Source organism: Clostridium sp. (genome assembly GCF_036660475.1).
Taxonomy (GTDB): Bacteria; Bacillota; Clostridia; order Clostridiales; family Clostridiaceae; genus Clostridium_J.
Map to the genome: position 1 here is coordinate 203,991 of NZ_JAVXAO010000004.1, position 17,388 is coordinate 221,378.

The window sequence follows — 17,388 nt, forward strand, 5'->3', positions numbered from 1 at the left end:
AATATGGAATAATTATCATAAATATGTAATAATATAAATAAGTTGTAATATTAAAATAACTAATATAAATTTTAATTAGGGATGAAGGGGAGTAATATAATTAATGCTATATTGAAGGTTTATATAAATATTTTTATGTGCATATTACTTTGTATTATATTAGGACATGCAGCCTTAAAATTAGACATGAAAAACCAAAGAGACAAAATATTTATTACTATAAATGCGGTAGTGGTAGCATTACTTATACTGGAGATTTTTTCTATTGTATTTAATGAAATTAACATGTATAGCAGTATGGAAGTTCATAAAGTTATAAATGTCATGGGGTTTTCAATGGCGCAAATTCCATCATTCTTAATGTGGATGTTTTTGAATAAATGTGTGGATAAAGATAGAGAAATAAGCAATAAAAAGTTAGTAGCATTGGCAATGCCATTAATAATAGTAGTAGTATACTCTTTATTAAGTTATAAATTTAATTATATATTTGAAATAACCGAGAATAATAAATATATAAGAGGTGAGATGTTTTTTATTTCTCCGTCAGCCAGTTGCTTTTATTTTATGATTAACCTAATGTTTTTGTGGAAAAACAGAACTGTATTATGGAAAGATGAATTATTTATATTTGGATTATGTATATTTATTCCACTTATATTAGGAATTATTCAAATAAAATACCCGGTAATTTTGGCTATATGGAGTAGTTGGTCAATTGTAGTTAGCTGTATATATATATATATATTACATGATAAATCAAGAAAAGATTTCCTGACGGGATTAGGCAATAGAGTAGAATATAATGAGTATATTTATAACTTGAAGAGGAAAAAACATGTAGAGCTAAGTGTAATTAACATTGACTTAGATGGACTTAAATATATTAATGATAATTATGGTCATCATGAAGGGGATGAAACCATAAAAGTATTTTCTAAATTATTGAGAGAAACATTTGCTAGGAAAACGAAAAGTATAAGGCTTGGTGGAGATGAATTTACCATTTTAATTGAGGAGAGTAATAAACAAAATATAGAGTGGCATATTAAGGTATTAAGTCAAAAATTTGATGAATATAACAAAAATATGAATAAGCCATATATTATTAAGTTTAGTTATGGGATAGGAGTATATAATCCAGAACAGGAGAGTATAGAAGATTTAATGAGGCGTTGCGATGATTTAATGTATATGCATAAGCGTAGTAAGGATGCATATGCAAATTAACTATATTATATAAGAATGAATTTTACATTTAAACTTTATATTAATTAAAGAGGCTTATGCCTCTTTGTTTTTTAGTGTTGATAATTGGAGGGTATATTGTGAATAGAATTTTATTAGTTGAGGATGATGAGGCTCTAGCAATTGGGGTTGAATATACATTAAAAGAAGACGGGTACTCAGTAACTAGAGTAGCGAATATAAGGGATGGAGAGAATATAGTTGATAGTGAAAACTTTAGCTTAATACTTTTAGATATAAATTTACCAGATGGAAGTGGATACGATTTTTGCAAGTATGTTAAGGCAAAGAAAGATATACCTATAATATTTTTAACGGCCCTGGATGAAGAGGTAAATGTAATTTTAGGTCTTGATATAGGTGGAGATGACTACATAACGAAGCCTTTTAGAGTGAGAGAGCTATTATCAAGGATTCGTGTAGTCTTAAGAAGAAATAATAAAGGAAATAATAATACAGGGATTTTATGTTGTGGTGATATAGAAATAAATACTTCTATTGCAGAGGTTACAAAGTTTGGTAAAAAGATATCAGCAACGGCAAATGAATATAAGTTACTTTTAATTTTCATAAAGAACCAAGGGGTTTTACTTAGTAAGGATGAAATTTTGAATGAATTATTTGATGCTGAAGGTGCATATGTAGAGGACAACACTCTATCTGTTTATGTGAAAAGACTTAGAGAGAAGATAGAAGACAATTGTAGTAAGCCTGAATACATAATTACGAAACGGGGATTAGGGTATGTTTGGAATAGGGAAGTTAAAATTAAAGATTAAGTGAATGTAAAAAATGTATACTAAGTAGTTTATATTTTAAGGGGCAATTGGGTTAATAATAGGAAATAGTAACAAACTTTGACTTTAAATATAGCCATAATTTAAAATGGGAGAAGTAATTATGAAAAATTTTTCGAATCCAGAGTTAAGGAAAAGCTCTATGATGTTAATTATTATAGCAATACTGTTTATAGGAATAATAAATATAGTAATTACAGTTAAGTTTAATGATATAAAAAATAGTTATATAGATGGAAGAGCCGCGATGATAGGCACCATAGCAGATAAGTATCCAGACCTTGAGAGTGAAATTGTAGCTAATTCATTTATTACGCCAAGTGATGAAAAGATTGAACGCGGAAAAGCTATATTAGAGGACTATGGATATAAAGAAAGTTTACATATAAGATTCATGGGAAGTTTAAATGAAGTATTTATAAGTAGTAGGCTAGTATTAAGCTTTATGTGGATAGCAATTGTAGGTATATTGTTAATTCTAAACTATTTTCAATATGAAAGAATATATTCCCGGGTAAGAAATATAACGAATGTTTCAAAACAAATATTAGAGGGAAATTATGATATAAATATATATGAGGAAAAGGAAGGAGATTTTGCAAAGCTATCCTATGGATTTAGCAATATGAGACAAATAATTCAAAATCAAATGATAGATTTAAAGAATGAAAAGGAATTCCTGGTAAATATATTATCAGATATATCACATCAACTTAAAACGCCTTTAGCAACATTGATGGTTTACAATGATATTTTAGCCAGAGAAAGAATAACTAAGGAAGATAAAACTAGATTTTTAGATAATAATAGAAGTCAATTAGATAGGATGAATTGGCTTATCAAAAGTATGCTGAAACTTGCAAGAGTAGATGCCAGAGCTATTGAATTTAATGTTAAGGAAAACAATTTAGTGGACACAATAAAGGCAGTTATTGACTCACTACAAGTTATGTCTATTGAAAATAATGTAGAGGTTATTTTTGAAGATGGTAATGGGGTTGAGAACAAGGGTTTTATATTTAAATATGATGATCACTGGCTTGGAGAAGCTTTAATTAATATAATTAAAAATGGAATAGAGCATAGCAATGGTGGTAGAATTCAAATATCAATGGAGGAAAATATTATAAACACAAAGATAATTGTAAAGGATAATGGTGAAGGTATCAGTGAAAAAGATATTCCAAATATTTTTAAAAGATTTTATAAAAATGGTAAGACAGATTCCGTTGGTATTGGACTTTCCCTTAGTAAATCTATAGTGGAAGCTCAAAATGGGTATATTGAAGTTGAAAGTGAAATCGGAGTTGGAAGTGAATTTAGAATTATCCTTATTAGAAGTCAGTGGTAATATAAAATCACTAGCTTTTTTCGACAATATTTTTAAAAAATAAGTGGTATAATTAGTTACAATATTTAAAATATTTAGATAATTTAAGGTGGGAATATGATGGAATATAAAAAAATAACGATAATAGCGCTTATGATAATTATTGTAGGATCATGGACTTTTAATGTATATAAATTTGCTAAGACATCTTTGAAAGAACCTATATTTTTAAATCATTATATTGATAGTGATGAAAAAATTGTAGATATTTATTATATTGACAATGTATTTAGTAATGAAAAATATAATCTATTTACGGCACCAAATATAAAGGGTAAAGGGAGTTTAGTTTCAGAAAAGGAGAAAAAGGTTAAATGGGAAAGGTATCAATGGCCTTATAAAATAAATAAATTAACTGTGGATTTTAGTGATGTAGTTGCATCAACAGGACAAGAGGTAAACACTCTTTTAGAAAAAGGACAAGTTCATATATCAGAAATATGCATCGCTCCAAATAAAGGTAGTGCATTTAATGTGGAAGTTGGTGACATTTATTTAAGGAAAAGTGATATAGGGAAAAGTAGTTTTTGTGAAAGCTTAGGTGGAGATAGTTTTTCGACATCTACAGGAAGTGAAACATATATAGCTAATAGAGATATTGAAATAACTGGGGTTAAAGGAGGATTTCTAGATTATATAAACGAAAATTATCACATCATTATTAATAATAAAAGTATAGAAAATGAGGATACATTTCCAATAAAGATAGGGACAGGTAAAAAAATAGAGATATATTATATTTCTAAATTTAGTGGCGAAAATAAGAAATTAGATAATGTTAATAAGTTAAGACTTGCTTTAAATATTATAGACAAGGATAACAATGAAGATCACATTAATTTTCAAATAGGTAATGGAGAACCATGGATATCTAATGAATTCGAAATGAAAAAGGTTGTAGAGGAATTGAAAAATAGTAATTAAATGTAGGAATAAGTTAAATTAGCTTAAATTTAGAGGTGTTATTATGAATAAAAATTTTAGGGTCATACTTTGGGGATTAATTTTGATATTTTTTAGAGTTAGAATTTTATCTGTTGATATACTCCCAAATTTTATTGGATATATTTTAATTTGGCAAGGGTTATATAAAATGAAGCAGCATGATATAGAATTTGGTAAAGGTATAATCTATGCACAGGTAATGGTGGCAATATCTATACTTCAAGGGTCAATGTTATGGTTTGGTATAGATAGTAGCTCTATAATTATGGCAAATATGTGGGTTATTGTATTGGAACAATTAGGTGTGATAATAATGATTGTTATAATTTATTATATTTGCAAGGGAAGTTATAATCTTGAAGAAAATAGAATGAATGCGCAGTTATATAATAAAATAAAATTCAGGTGGAAATTTTACTTTAATAGTACAGTTGCAATAATTATAATTACGGCATTTACATTAAATTATTTAGGTACAGTAATGATTCTTCCAATTATTTTAATTGTGAATGTACTTTCAAAAGTTTTAATTCTTTTTATGGTAAGAAAAGAGGGAAAAGAATTTGTTACATTAGTTGAATAATAATAATTAGGTCTGATTTAAAAAACTATTAGAATATAGTTAAGTTCAAAATAATATATTTTAAACTATTATTTCTGTATAGAATAGAAGTAATGGTTTTTATTTTGGAGTTAATATATATATTATAATCCTGTAGAGTAGGATTTTAGCGATATAGATGTTACAATATATATTGAGAAGGTTATTTAAGTAAGAAGATTTGGAGATGGTCGTATGGAAATTTTATTAGTTATTGTAATTATATTATTGGTTATAAATATATATTTAACGTTTATGTTGAAAAGTGTAAGGGTTAGGGGTACAGGCAGCTTAGTTGAGGTTGAGAACAAATTTTCTTTGGTGCAGCAGAAGGTAGAGGAAATTGATAGAGGAATAGAAAAGCTAGAGAGATCGTTTAGAGATGAGATTTCAAGAAATAGGGAAGAGGCTAGAACCAATGAAAAAGAATCCAGGTTAGAGCTCAACCTACAGGTTCAAAGATTAAGTGAAGCTATTTTAATTAGGATGAGCGAAATAGCTAAATTCCAAAAAAGTCAGTTAGATACATATTCAATTACAATGGAAAAATCTTTAAAATCTTTTGAAAATCAGTTTTCTAAGAGTGTAAATGATTTTAATGAGCTTCAGAGGGAAAAATTCAATGAGTTATCTAATAAACAAAGCGAATTACTTAAATCAACTGAGGATAAACTAGAAAAGATGAGAGAAACGGTAGACGAAAAACTGCAAAGCACTTTAGAAAAAAGGCTAGGAGAATCATTTAAGTTAGTAAGTGATAGATTGGAAGTAGTACATAAGGGTCTAGGAGAAATGCAGACTTTAGCCATGGGAGTTGGGGATTTAAAGAAGGTACTTTCTAATGTTAAAACAAGAGGGACTTTAGGCGAAATTCAGCTAGGAAGAATTCTTGATCAAATACTTACAAAGGATCAGTATGATATCAATGTAGCAACAAAAAAAGGTTCTAGGGATAATGTAGAGTTTGCTATAAAGCTCCCTGGGCGGGATAAGGGGGATATAGTATATTTGCCTATGGATTCAAAATTTCCACTAGATATGTACCATAATTTAGTTGATGCCTACGAGGGGGGAGATCAAAAGCTTATTGAGGAGAGTTATAAAAAATTAGAATATGCAATAAAAAAGGCTGCTAAAGATATTAGAGATAAGTATATAGATCCACCAAACACTACAGATTTTGCAATAATGTTTTTACCTATCGAAGGACTTTATGCAGAGGTAGTTAAGAGAACTAATTTAGTGGAAATACTTCAAAGAGAGTATAAAATTAATGTAACGGGACCAACAACATTAGCAGCTCTTTTAAATAGCTTACAAATGGGATTTAGAACTCTGGCTATAGAAAAGAGGTCCAGTGAAGTTTGGAATGTGTTAGGTGCTGTTAAGACAGAGTTTGGCAAGTTTGAAGAAGTGCTTCAGGCGACTCAGAAAAAACTAAATCAGGCAAGTACAGATCTTGATAAATTAGTTGGGACTAGAACAAAGCAAATTAATAAAAGGCTAATGAGTGTGGAGAGTTTAACTAGTGATAGTCCAGATGCCTATATAGAAATATTTCCGATAGATGAATAACATAAGAAAAATAAATGATCGACAAGGCAGGTCTTTAAAGGGGATTTCAAATATGAACATAATAGAAAAAATTAAGGAAAGGCTTTCAATTTTTAATAATATTTATGATATATTAAGAGTGGTTAATCCAATAGATAATAAAGTAGTGGTAATAGAAAATGATTTACAGGTTGCAATTGAAGGTAGTTGCTACGATTTTTGGAAAAGGAATGAAGCGTGCAAAGAGTGTATTTCATTTAAAGCGTATCAAGACAATGATACTGCAGTGAAATTTGAGTATACAAGTAAAAGTATATTTTTGATAATAGCAACACCTGTAGAGATAGATGGAAAAAAATACGTGGTGGAAATGCTCAAAGATATATCTAAAAATGGTGTGATTATAAATAAAGATAATCATTATGCAGAGACTATGGAGAAGTTTTTAGATGATGTAAGGGAAGCGAGCATTAGAGATGATTTAACGGGAGTTTATAATAGAAGATACATAAGGGAAAGGCTAAGTGAAGATATTAGAGAAGCATTAAAAAATTCTTATTCTATGTCAGTGATAATGGCAGATATAGATTATTTTAAAGAAATTAATGATACGTACGGACATCTGATGGGCGATAAGGTTCTAAAGGAATTCACTTTAATTGTTTCAAAATATATAAGAAACAATACAACAGATTGGATTGGACGATATGGTGGTGAGGAGTTTCTCATAGTTTTAAATGATACAGATGAAGAAAGTACACAAATTATTGCAGAAAGAATAAGGGCAAAGATAGAAGAAACTATATTTAACTTCAATGGAAATAGTGTTAATATAACTTGTAGTTTTGGAGTATATGGATGGAATGGATCAGAATTTAATAGGAATGAATTATTTAATATGAGGAATAAAGATTTTTGTGAAAAAAAAGTTCATGAGTTAATAGATATTGCAGATAAAAAACTTTATGAAGCTAAAAATAATGGAAGAAATCAGGTTGCATGGGGTAGTAAAAAATAGTTAAAAAGGTATGAAATTCAATGGAAGAATTTCATACCTTTTATTTACTTGGTTATTAGGTTTTTATCGAGCCAATGTAATCTGTCAATTATGTTTAATTTTTGAGTACAAAGAGTTTCACATTTTTTACAGTTTATACAATCAGCTGGTGACATGTCTTTTTCGAAATTAATGCTTTTGAATTTTTTTAAATCCTCATATCTCTGATTAATTCCATCAATTCCTTTTAGGACATAATGATTATATAAATCCATATATTTAGGGATATTAATGTCTTTAGGACAATGTTTACAGTATTGGCAAGTAGTACAAAGTTCATTCATATCTTGCCTTATAGAGGATTTTAATATATCTAACTGAGAATTTTTAAGAATTGTAAGGTTGTTGACTGCATCTACATTATGTTTAATTTCTTCTTTACTACTCATTCCAGAAAGTGTAACAGAAATGCCTTCGTGGGATGCATTAAATCGTAATGCTGCTTGTACAACACTTTCAGCAGGATTTTCTTTTATAAAAGAGAAGTAGTCTTTTTGTTCAGGAATTAACCCGCCACCTAGTGGATTCATGGTTGCAACTCCAAGGCCATGTTCTTGGGCTGCTAAAATTCCTTCTTGACGATAAGGGAAGTTTAAAATGTTATAACCAAGAGTTACTCCTTCGAAGAAGCCCTCTTCAACCATGATTCTAATTTCTTCTCCAGATGCATGGGTTGAAAATACTAAATGATCAATTAATCCTTCTTCCTTAGCTTTAAGAGCACCCCAGTAAGGTCCTCCTTTTGCCATAACTCTTCTATAGTGAGCAAGGTCCATAATACACCACATATGGTGGAAATTTATTTTGTCAACACCAAGTCTTTTAAGAGAGTTGTCTATTCTTCGTCTTACAGCATCTGCATCAGGTTCGCTACCGATACTGCTTTTAGTTGAAACATAGAAGTCATTAGGCATATTTTTAAATGCTTCTCCGAATATGTCTTCACTTCTGTCATTACAGTAGTTAGGTGCTGTATCAAAATAGTTTATTCCTAAACTATTCGCATATCTAACTATTTCAGCACCTTCTTCAATAGTGCAATCATCAGTAAATCTCATACCACCAAATCCAATGGCAGAAACCATTTTACCAGTATTTCCATAAGGTTTATAAATCATTTTAAAATCTCCTCTAACACTTTGTTTTAAATCAATAAATTATTAGTAATAAGAAATATATGATTACTTATCAGTAACTCCACCTTGTTTTTTGTTTTTAAAGGCTTTTTGAGTTTTACCCATACTTTTAGTTGGGTGAAGTGTTCCGCCATTTACTTTACCTTTATTCTTTTTTTCTTCAATAAGCTTTTTCATCATTTCTATATTTTTATCTGACATAATTAATCCCCCTTCGTTATTAAGTTATTTTTAAATATTAATAGCAATTTGAACATTGAACGAAGTATAAAGGTACTATAATTTGCAAGTAATGAAATTATAACTTTAAGACTATATAAATTTTTCAATGCTATCTGTAAATATACCATCACATCCTATTTTGTCAAGGTGGTTGGCAATAGAAGGTTTATTCACTGTATAAGTAAATACTTTAAGGTTGTTTTCGTGAGCAGCAGATATGAAAGTTTCGTCAACTGAATTTACATTTGGGTTAAGGGAATAGGCACCTAATGATTTTGCATAACTAAATAAGTCATTTATCCTTTTATCAAAAAGTATACCTATATTTATTGTATCATCTATTGATTTACATATTTCAAGTGATTTAGTATTAAAGCTGGATATTAATACATTTTCTTTAATACCATATTTTTTTATAACATTTATAACATCTTTTTCAATATCACGATAATGAATTTTATCTGTTTTTAATTCTATATTTATAAATATATCTTTATGTCTGATAATTTCTAGCACTTCATTTAAGGTGGGTATTTTACACAATTTACTGTTTTCATATTCTAAATAAGCACTTTTAAATTCCTTTAGTTCTGCAAGGGTATAGTCTTTTATAAGTCCTTTACCTTGAAAAGTTCTTTTTATATCTTCATCATGAATGACAACAAGTTCTTCATCCTTAGTTTTGTGTACATCAAACTCTATAGCTTTTGCACCAGCCATAATAGCTTTATCAAAGGAAAGGATAGTATTTTCAGGATAATTTTCACTAGCACCTCTATGAGCAAAATAAATCACAACTCATACACCTCCATATATAACATATATTACTATATTAATACTTACATGTTAATACTTTAGAAGAGAATAATATATGAAATTTACAAATGCATATATAATCAAGGTATAAACATAGGGAATAGTAATGGAACATTTTGCAAAAGTGTTTATTCAATGAAGCTGAAATTTAATACTTATATTTATTATATGTATGGACAACATGTAGCATTTTAAAATTTTATTGCGTGAAAATGGATTAGTATTTGCAATATGAAGTGATGATTAGAGATTAAAGGGAAAATTATTATAGTAGGAGAATATACAATGGTGGATAAGAATAATGTATTGAATGCTTTGTATAAATTTTACTAAGTTTAGAGGGAGAAAAAACTCCCTCTGAATTTAATATTAATTAATGTGAGGACTTTGAAATCCTTCTCTCTTAATGGAGTGCTTCTTTGCAGTTCTGTTATGATTTTTGCCGGTTTCACTAGTTAGGGGTGTTTGGTAATTACATTTTTCCATTCTAGCTTGTTTGTTATCGGGTTGACTGTCTTTTGCCATAAAAACTCCTCCTTAAAATAAATTAATTTAAATTACCAATTTAGTTTGGCCTAAATTTATTAATTTTATTAAGGTAAATTTTAACTATAAAAAGCGACTATCTTTATTTATCAGATGAATAGTTGATGTAATACCACTATAGATCAGGATTTTTAATAAACTCTAATTAAGAATGTCTAATTTAAAATTTATAATCAAGTGAGAAACTATTAATTAATTTTAAAAAATAAAGTGTGAAAATTAAATTGCAAAATATATATAAGTGAAATTTAAATATATAAATGGAATTGAAAAAATAGTTACGAGGTGAAATATGAAATATATGTATAGTAAAGCTAAGCATTTCGTGGAAAAAATTAGGTGTAAAAACAATGAAAAAAATAGTTATAATTATATTAAAGAAATTATCAGTGGAACAATTTTACTAGGTATAACGTTAACTTTGTTATGTGGATGTAGCATTGCAGCAAATTATAAAGAAAATGAGATACAAAAGGAAGAAGAAAAAAATGAAACAGAGTTACAGGAGAATCAGAGAGATTTAGTACAAGAGAAGGTTAAGAGTATGACATTGGAAGAAAGGGTTGGTCAATTATTTATTGTTGGATTTAATGGAACTGAAGCAAATGAAGAAATTACCAATATGATAAAAGTGAGAAAAGTTGGGGGAGTAATATTTTTCGGTGGGAACTTAGGTACAGTAGCTGAGTCAAAGGAACTTATAGAAGATTTAAATAATCTAAATAGTGAAAACCATGTTAAGCTTTTTATGTCACTAGATGAGGAAGGTGGTATCGTAAGTAGGATACCTAAAGAAATGGGGAGTTTTGAATCAGCTTGGAATGTTGGGTCAAAGGGAGATTTGAAATATGCATTTGACCATGGAATGGCTATTGGAGAAACTATAAAAAGTCTTGGATTTAATTTGAATTTTGCTCCAGTGCTAGATGTGAATTCTAATCCTAACAATCCGGTCATAGGAAGTAGAGCTTTTTCAGATAATCCAGAGGTTGTTAAAACAATAGGTACAGAGGTATTCAAAGGGATGAAATCTACTGGTATTATAGCATCAGGTAAGCATTTTCCAGGACATGGAGATACAAGTGTTGATTCTCACTTTACAACGCCTATAATAAATAAATCAATAGAGGAACTTAGAAATTTGGAATTAATTCCATTTAAATACGCTATAGATGAAGGGATAGATATGATAATGGTTGGACATTTATATCTACCACAGTTGGATAGTGAATATATTTCAAGTCTATCAAGTAAAATAATTACGGGATTATTAAGACAGGAACTTGGATTTAATGGTGTAGTAATAACAGATGATATGATGATGGAGGGAGTAAAAGGAAAATATTCAACAAAGGAAGCTGCAGTAAAAGCTATTCAGGCTGGCAATGATATTATGATAATGTCGAGAACATTTCAAGATCAAGGAGATGCTATTGATGGAGTAATGGAAGCGATTAAAAATGGAATTATTTCCGAGGAAAGAATTAATGAGAGTGTATATAGAATTATAAAGCTTAAAAACTTAAATGGGCAGTAGTTATTGCTAAGTTGTATGTCTCTATTAATATTAGTAAGTATCTCTAACATTAATAAAATTCAAAAGACTTTGAACCTATAGTGTAGATGTTTTTAAAATCTACACTATAGGTTCTTGTTTGTATAATAAAATATAGATAGTTCGTGAATAGGGATAAAATATTATTGTTTAGACCAAACAGAGAATGGAACTTTAAAGTTATCGTCAACATTAGCTTTGGTATAGTTATAGAAATCTTGAAGGAACTTTGCTCTAGTATTGTTATCTGTTAGAACGATACCACCTGCATCTAACTGTTCATTAAGAATTTCATCTAAGGATTTAGTTGTACTTTCCTTCATCATTTGAAATAGTGACATAAAGGTAGTAGTTCTACCTTGACCTTCTTTACAGTGAAAATGAAGATGGGTTGTAGAGGGTGTATTTTTAACAAATTCTACAAAGCTATCAACCATTTCAGGTGTTGGAATATGACCATCTCGAGTAGCAAAAAGTACATATTTAAGATCAGCTTTTTCTGCTAGATTAGGCTCGATTTGAGAAGTTTCTACTTTAATAGATTTTATAAGTTTAGACTGTTTATTATAAAGATTAACTTCATCTCCAGGTTTAATTGCTTCAAATCTAGACTTTTCATTGGCTAAGGTTTCTTCAGATGTAAAACCTTCATTTAGTAGTTTTTCAGGGCTATAGTAGTTCACAGCTATGTTGTTTAAAAAACCATGTGATTCCTGTCTCAAGTCTACAATATAAGTATCAGGTACATTTATTGATTTTTTTATAGTATCTATTTGAGATGGAATAAACTGTGCACTACCAGAAATGTTTAAGGTTGGTATAATCCTAAATCGTTTTGGAAGTGGTGTTTCTTTATCAGTGTCAATAGTAAGGAAACCCTCATTTTGATTAGCTACACTACTGGCAATGGCTGATTGAGGAATAAATAAAATACACATAACTAATAATAGTAAAAAACAAATCCCCTTTAAATATCTTTTCATAATAACGCTCCTTTAATAAAATTCCATATATGATATTACTTATATGTGGTTTTAGTATTTTATAAATTGGATATTTTATTCAGAAGAAAGATATTATCAGCAGATAAAATTAAATTATTAATTTATATAAGGTATATTAAAAAATTAATAGTGGCAAAAATGTTGAAAAAGTTTGATGAGTATGATATAAGTAGGGAAAGGGCAGTATAGAAATAATTGCACCTACTAATAATTTATATCTATAGGATTAGGCGATAAAGTGATAGCACAATAAAGCTTAATCTAACATGTATGGAGATAAAAACTTATTTCCTAAGTGATAAAAAGATTTCACGGACAGCTCATATCTTTTGGAGTGAGACTAAGATAATAAATTACTTCACATATTTTTAGTGAGGAGTGATTGTTATGAAATTTGGATTCATTGGAGCCGGTAAGGTTGGTTTTTCCTTAGGGAAATACTTCAAGGAAAATGGTATCTTGCTTTCAGGTTATTATAGTAAGAATCAAAATTCGTCGAAGGAAGCTGCGAACTTTACGGACACAAAGCAATTTTTGAGTTTGAAAGAACTTGTAAAAGAGAGTGATGGAATCTTCATTACTACCCCAGATGGAGAAATTCAAGGGGTATGGAATGAAATAAAAGAGTTGTCTATAAATAATAAATTAATATGCCACTGTAGTGGTTTATTATCTTCGGAAATCTTTTCAGATATAAATAAGCATGGTGCTTACCCCTATTCTATACATCCAATGTTTGCCCTTTCGGATAAATATAATTCCTACAAAAACTTTAAAAATGCCTTTATAACCATTGAAGGACACGAAAAATATATTGATGAATTAGTAACTATGATTAAAAATATGGGAAATCAGGTGAAAATTATTGATAAAGAAAACAAGAGTGTGTACCACTTAGCATCAGTTATGAGTAGTAACTTGGTACTGGGGCTTATTAGTAACGGTGTAAATTGTTTAAAACAGTGTGGGTTTAGTGAAGAACTAGCTATTGATGCGCTATATCCTCTTATAACAAATAATATTGAGAATATAAAAGCTTCAGGAACGGTTAAGAGTCTTACAGGTCCACTAGAAAGAGGGGATCTTAATACTATCAAATGTCATTCATCATGTTTAGAGGGTGAAGATAAAAATTTGTACAAAGCTTTAAACAAGAATTTACTTAAGGTGGCAAAGGAAAAAAATAAAAGTAGGGATTATAGTAAAATAGAAAGATTTTTAGGAGATGAAGATTAATGAAAAATACAGTTGTAACATTCAAGGAAGCAAAGGCAAAGGGCGATAAACTTACGATGCTTACTGCTTATGACTATTCCATGGCAAAAATCATAGATAACTCAGGAATTAATGGAATCTTAGTTGGAGATTCTGTGGGAATGGTTTGTCTTGGTTATGAGGATACTATTTCAGTAACTATGGAGGATATGATTCATCATACAAGGGCTGTTACAAGAGGTGTTAAAAATGCTTTAGTAGTTGCAGATATGCCTTTTATGTCTTATCAAACATCTGTATATGATGCAGTTGTAAATGCTGGTCGTCTTATGAAAGAGGGACGTGCTCATGCAGTAAAACTTGAAGGTGGAGTAGATATGTGTGACAGAATAGAAGCAATAACAAAAGCATCTATACCAGTTATGGCACATATAGGATTAACACCTCAATCTGTTAATTCATTGGGAGGATTTAAAGTTCAAGGGAAAAGTGAAGAAGCAGCAAGAGAACTTATTGAAGCAGCTAAGGCTGTAGAAAAGGCAGGTGCCTTCGCTGTAGTTTTAGAATGTGTTCCTGCAAAACTTGCAGAGCTTGTTACAAGAGAGGTTTCAATTCCGACTATAGGTATTGGAGCGGGAGTTGATTGTGATGGTCAAATTCTAGTATATCAAGATATGCTGGGTATGTTTAATGATTTCACTCCAAAATTTGTAAAAAAGTATGCGAATTTAGGTGAAGCAATGACAGAAGCGTTTAAAGAATATATAAATGAAGTTAGTACAGGCGCTTTTCCGGCACCAGAGCATGGATTTAAAATAAGTGAGGATGTTATTTCTAAACTTTATTAGAAGATAAGGTTTAAACTTTAATTAAAGGTTTAGAATTTAGAGTTTAAAATTAAGGATAAAATTCTTCACGAATTTTAAGTAATGGAACGTATAAAATTTATGAGGATATAAATAAATAAATAAATAGAAAAAGCATATAGAGGATAAATATATAAATAGCAAAAAGAGGGTAAAGTTATGAAAGTGTTAAATAATGTATCAGAAGTTAGAGCCATAGTTAAAGAATGGAAATCACAAGGGTTAAAGGTTGGATTTGTTCCTACGATGGGATATCTTCATGAGGGTCATGAAAGCTTAATTAAAAAAGCTGCTGATGAAAATCATAGAGTTGTAGTAAGTATATTTGTAAATCCAACACAGTTTGGACCAACAGAGGATTTGGATAAATACCCTAGAGATTTAGAAAAGGATTCAATACTTTGTGAGGGTGCTGGAGCAAGCTTAATATTTAATCCGGATAGTGAAGATATGTACTTTAGTGATGCGTCAACGTTTGTAGAAGTTGGTGGACTTACTTCAGGACTATGCGGAAGTAGTAGGCCTAGTCACTTTAGAGGTGTTTGTACTGTAGTTTCAAAACTATTCAATATTGTACCAGCCCAAAGAGCTTACTTTGGAGAGAAAGATGCTCAACAACTTGCAGTTATTAGAAGGATGGTAAGAGATCTTAATATTGATATAGAAATAGTAGGATGTCCTATTGTTAGAGAAGCAGATGGACTTGCAAAGAGTTCAAGAAATGTTTATCTTTCAAAGGAAGAAAGACAAGCAGCCCTAGTTTTAAATAAATCTTTATACTCGGCTAAGAATCTTATGGAAGCTGGGGAAAGAAATGCAGAAACTATAGTAAAATTTATAAGTGAAAATATAGGGAAAGAAAAGCTAGCAAAAATAGACTATGTGAAGGTTGTAAGCAGTAGTACACTAGAAGAAGTTTGTGAAATTAAAGAAGATGTACTTGTAGCCCTTGCAGTTGGCTTTGGGAAAACTAGGTTAATAGACAATTTTACTTATCATATATAAGGCATTTTCAAAAATAAATAAATCAGTATCATCGACTATCTGACTTATTTATCTTCATATGCCTAACTTAGGAGGGAAAGGTTATGAGAATAACAATGTTAAAAGGGAAAATACACAGAGCTACAGTAGTTCAAGCAGAACTAGATTATGTTGGGAGTATTACAGTAGATGAAGATTTACTTGATGCTTCAGGTATTTTAGAATATGAGAAGGTTCAAATAGTAGATATAAATAATGGTAATAGATTTGAAACATATACAATTGCAGGCGAAAGAGGTAGTGGACTTATATGCCTTAATGGAGCAGCAGCAAGATGTGTTCAAGTTGGAGATAAAATCATACTTATGAGCTATTGTGAAGTAGATTGCGAAGAAGCCAAAGAACATAAACCAAAGGTGGTATTTGTGAGTGAGGATAACAAAATAACTCAGGTTACTAATTATGAAAAACATGGACAGTTAAAGTAAAATTATAAGACTAGAAGGGTGTGTCAAAATGAATATGTTTTAAATTCTTAGATAAAACATAAATAAATCATTTTGATACACCCTTTTAAAGTAGAATTAATTTAGCATAAGAGAATATTAAATAGGTTAGAAATAATATAATATTAATTATTATATTATAAGAAATATAATTAATATTAAAGCATAATATAATATAAAAGGAATTTGAAAGGAGAGTTATTATGTTAAATTATGATTGTGAGCCGCATAAATCATCAATACTAGATTTAAATGCAAATGTTATTGCATTAATTGCTTACGCAGCTGCTATTATTACAATTTTTATACCAGGTGTAAATTATATATCATGGTTGGTTCCTATTATTATTTACTTCATGGAGAAAAATAGTGAATTTGTTAAGTTTCATGCAATGCAAGGATTTTTACTTAACATGGTTGGGATCATTATTAATTTGGTTATACTTTTTGTTATAGGTGGAAGTGTAGGTATGTTATTTTTCACTCCACTTGCATATGGAGCTTTAGGAACTTTGCTCATTGTAGGGTTAGTTACAGGGGCAGTAAATATAGCTATAACTATATTTGAAATTATAGCTATGGTAAAGGCATATCAGTATAGGGGATATAAAATTCCAATGGTAGGTAGGTTTGCTGAGAAGATTGTTAAAAAAATATAAAAAGAAGATATTTATAATGGAATACAGTGAATACTTTATAAGGCAGGGTATCTAGTTTTAAACTGGTACCCTTTTAATATATAGACATTTATCAAAAACCGTTTCTAATTTATTATAATTTGGTGAACAGATAGTAAATATTAGCTAAAGAAAATAGGGGTTATCTTAAATTAATTGACAGCAAATATAAAGTGCTATAACATTAATTTTATATTTAAAAGATTGTTATAAAATTGAATATCAAATGAAGAAAAACATTTATATAGTAATAAGTTATGTTATTTTAT

General features: G+C 29.4%; 18 protein-coding genes. 13 read left to right on the forward strand and 5 right to left on the reverse strand.

Annotated elements, in window-relative coordinates; genetic code table 11:
- Positions 1-186 precede the first annotated feature (186 nt).
- The 7 genes from RSA29_RS07925 (at position 187) to RSA29_RS07955 (ending at position 7,553) form a co-directional block, all read left to right on the forward strand.
- Entirely contained in the window at positions 187-1,230 is a 1,044-nt protein-coding gene (locus RSA29_RS07925) for a GGDEF domain-containing protein (protein ID WP_346943496.1), read from the forward strand.
- A 98-nt stretch (positions 1,231-1,328) separates the two neighbouring features.
- Positions 1,329-2,027 (forward strand): response regulator transcription factor, encoded by a 699-nt coding sequence (locus RSA29_RS07930; protein ID WP_346932208.1) that lies wholly within the window; start codon positions 1,329-1,331, stop codon positions 2,025-2,027.
- Positions 2,028-2,148: 121 nt separating this feature from the next.
- The gene (locus RSA29_RS07935) at positions 2,149-3,396 is read left to right on the forward strand and encodes a HAMP domain-containing sensor histidine kinase (protein WP_346943497.1); all 1,248 of its coding nucleotides are present in this window, start codon (positions 2,149-2,151) and stop codon (positions 3,394-3,396) included.
- A 99-nt stretch (positions 3,397-3,495) separates the two neighbouring features.
- On the forward strand, positions 3,496-4,359 hold the full coding sequence (locus RSA29_RS07940; protein ID WP_346943498.1) for a hypothetical protein: 864 nt from the start codon (positions 3,496-3,498) through the stop codon (positions 4,357-4,359).
- Positions 4,360-4,402: 43 nt separating this feature from the next.
- Positions 4,403-4,963, forward strand: coding sequence for a hypothetical protein (locus RSA29_RS07945; protein WP_346943499.1), 561 nt, complete (start codon positions 4,403-4,405; stop codon positions 4,961-4,963).
- A 213-nt stretch (positions 4,964-5,176) separates the two neighbouring features.
- Entirely contained in the window at positions 5,177-6,556 is a 1,380-nt protein-coding gene (gene rmuC / locus RSA29_RS07950; RefSeq protein WP_346943500.1) for a DNA recombination protein RmuC, read from the forward strand.
- 52 nt (positions 6,557-6,608) lie between these two features.
- Complete coding sequence (locus tag RSA29_RS07955; protein ID WP_346944397.1) at positions 6,609-7,553, forward strand: GGDEF domain-containing protein; 945 nt, start codon at positions 6,609-6,611, stop codon at positions 7,551-7,553.
- Positions 7,554-7,597: 44 nt separating this feature from the next.
- On the opposite strand, the gene RSA29_RS07960 is transcribed toward RSA29_RS07955, so the two are convergent.
- The 4 genes from RSA29_RS07960 to RSA29_RS07975 all read right to left on the reverse strand — a co-directional run bounded on the left by RSA29_RS07960 (position 7,598) and on the right by RSA29_RS07975 (position 10,291).
- Positions 7,598-8,710 carry an aldo/keto reductase gene (locus RSA29_RS07960; protein WP_346943502.1) on the reverse strand — a complete coding sequence of 371 codons (1,113 nt, stop codon included), beginning with the start codon at positions 8,708-8,710 and terminating at the stop codon, positions 7,598-7,600.
- 63 nt (positions 8,711-8,773) lie between these two features.
- Complete coding sequence (locus RSA29_RS07965) at positions 8,774-8,929, reverse strand: hypothetical protein (RefSeq protein ID WP_346932215.1); 156 nt, start codon at positions 8,927-8,929, stop codon at positions 8,774-8,776.
- A 111-nt stretch (positions 8,930-9,040) separates the two neighbouring features.
- Complete coding sequence (locus RSA29_RS07970; RefSeq protein ID WP_346943503.1) at positions 9,041-9,745, reverse strand: glycerophosphodiester phosphodiesterase family protein; 705 nt, start codon at positions 9,743-9,745, stop codon at positions 9,041-9,043.
- A gap of 390 nt (positions 9,746-10,135) precedes the next feature.
- Complete coding sequence (locus RSA29_RS07975) at positions 10,136-10,291, reverse strand: hypothetical protein (RefSeq protein WP_346943504.1); 156 nt, start codon at positions 10,289-10,291, stop codon at positions 10,136-10,138.
- 313 nt (positions 10,292-10,604) lie between these two features.
- On the opposite strand from RSA29_RS07975, the gene RSA29_RS07980 reads away from it, so the two are divergent.
- Positions 10,605-11,849: a glycoside hydrolase family 3 N-terminal domain-containing protein gene (locus tag RSA29_RS07980; RefSeq protein ID WP_346943505.1), complete on the forward strand. Its 1,245-nt coding sequence runs from the start codon at positions 10,605-10,607 to the stop codon at positions 11,847-11,849.
- Positions 11,850-12,010: 161 nt separating this feature from the next.
- On the opposite strand, the gene RSA29_RS07985 is transcribed toward RSA29_RS07980, so the two are convergent.
- Positions 12,011-12,850, reverse strand: a complete 840-nt coding sequence (locus RSA29_RS07985; RefSeq protein WP_346943506.1) for a phosphatase — start codon at positions 12,848-12,850, stop codon at positions 12,011-12,013.
- 408 nt (positions 12,851-13,258) lie between these two features.
- Between RSA29_RS07985 and RSA29_RS07990 the strand changes: the two genes are divergently transcribed.
- The 5 genes from RSA29_RS07990 (at position 13,259) to RSA29_RS08010 (ending at position 17,101) form a co-directional block, all read left to right on the forward strand.
- Positions 13,259-14,107 carry a Rossmann-like and DUF2520 domain-containing protein gene (locus tag RSA29_RS07990; protein ID WP_346943507.1) on the forward strand — a complete coding sequence of 283 codons (849 nt, stop codon included), beginning with the start codon at positions 13,259-13,261 and terminating at the stop codon, positions 14,105-14,107.
- Positions 14,107-14,934: a 3-methyl-2-oxobutanoate hydroxymethyltransferase gene (gene panB, locus RSA29_RS07995; protein WP_346943508.1), complete on the forward strand. Its 828-nt coding sequence runs from the start codon at positions 14,107-14,109 to the stop codon at positions 14,932-14,934. Before RSA29_RS07990 ends, panB begins: the two co-directional genes overlap by 1 nt.
- 177 nt (positions 14,935-15,111) lie before the next feature.
- Positions 15,112-15,957, forward strand: coding sequence for a pantoate--beta-alanine ligase (gene panC, locus RSA29_RS08000; RefSeq protein ID WP_346943509.1), 846 nt, complete (start codon positions 15,112-15,114; stop codon positions 15,955-15,957).
- An 83-nt stretch (positions 15,958-16,040) separates the two neighbouring features.
- On the forward strand, positions 16,041-16,424 hold the full coding sequence (gene panD, locus RSA29_RS08005; RefSeq protein WP_346932224.1) for an aspartate 1-decarboxylase: 384 nt from the start codon (positions 16,041-16,043) through the stop codon (positions 16,422-16,424).
- A gap of 221 nt (positions 16,425-16,645) precedes the next feature.
- Positions 16,646-17,101 (forward strand): DUF4870 domain-containing protein, encoded by a 456-nt coding sequence (locus RSA29_RS08010; RefSeq protein ID WP_346943510.1) that lies wholly within the window; start codon positions 16,646-16,648, stop codon positions 17,099-17,101.
- The last annotated feature ends 287 nt before the right edge of the window (positions 17,102-17,388 follow it).

What these genes read in the sequence shown, in the direction of transcription:
- RSA29_RS07925 (WP_346943496.1), top strand. Translation starts at nt 187, where the DNA reads ATGAAAAACCAAAGAGACAAAATATTTATTACTATAAATGCGGTAGTG.
- RSA29_RS07935 (WP_346943497.1), top strand. Translation starts at nt 2,149, where the DNA reads ATGAAAAATTTTTCGAATCCAGAGTTAAGGAAAAGCTCTATGATGTTA.
- RSA29_RS07940 (WP_346943498.1), top strand. Translation starts at nt 3,496, where the DNA reads ATGGAATATAAAAAAATAACGATAATAGCGCTTATGATAATTATTGTA.
- RSA29_RS07945 (WP_346943499.1), top strand. Translation starts at nt 4,403, where the DNA reads ATGAATAAAAATTTTAGGGTCATACTTTGGGGATTAATTTTGATATTT.
- rmuC (WP_346943500.1), top strand. Translation starts at nt 5,177, where the DNA reads ATGGAAATTTTATTAGTTATTGTAATTATATTATTGGTTATAAATATA.
- RSA29_RS07955 (WP_346944397.1), top strand. Translation starts at nt 6,609, where the DNA reads ATGAACATAATAGAAAAAATTAAGGAAAGGCTTTCAATTTTTAATAAT.
- RSA29_RS07960 (WP_346943502.1), bottom strand. Translation starts at nt 8,710, where the DNA reads ATGATTTATAAACCTTATGGAAATACTGGTAAAATGGTTTCTGCCATT.
- RSA29_RS07965 (WP_346932215.1), bottom strand. Translation starts at nt 8,929, where the DNA reads ATGTCAGATAAAAATATAGAAATGATGAAAAAGCTTATTGAAGAAAAA.
- RSA29_RS07975 (WP_346943504.1), bottom strand. Translation starts at nt 10,291, where the DNA reads ATGGCAAAAGACAGTCAACCCGATAACAAACAAGCTAGAATGGAAAAA.
- RSA29_RS07980 (WP_346943505.1), top strand. Translation starts at nt 10,605, where the DNA reads ATGAAATATATGTATAGTAAAGCTAAGCATTTCGTGGAAAAAATTAGG.
- RSA29_RS07985 (WP_346943506.1), bottom strand. Translation starts at nt 12,850, where the DNA reads ATGAAAAGATATTTAAAGGGGATTTGTTTTTTACTATTATTAGTTATG.
- RSA29_RS07990 (WP_346943507.1), top strand. Translation starts at nt 13,259, where the DNA reads ATGAAATTTGGATTCATTGGAGCCGGTAAGGTTGGTTTTTCCTTAGGG.
- panB (WP_346943508.1), top strand. Translation starts at nt 14,107, where the DNA reads ATGAAAAATACAGTTGTAACATTCAAGGAAGCAAAGGCAAAGGGCGAT.
- panC (WP_346943509.1), top strand. Translation starts at nt 15,112, where the DNA reads ATGAAAGTGTTAAATAATGTATCAGAAGTTAGAGCCATAGTTAAAGAA.
- panD (WP_346932224.1), top strand. Translation starts at nt 16,041, where the DNA reads ATGAGAATAACAATGTTAAAAGGGAAAATACACAGAGCTACAGTAGTT.
- RSA29_RS08010 (WP_346943510.1), top strand. Translation starts at nt 16,646, where the DNA reads ATGTTAAATTATGATTGTGAGCCGCATAAATCATCAATACTAGATTTA.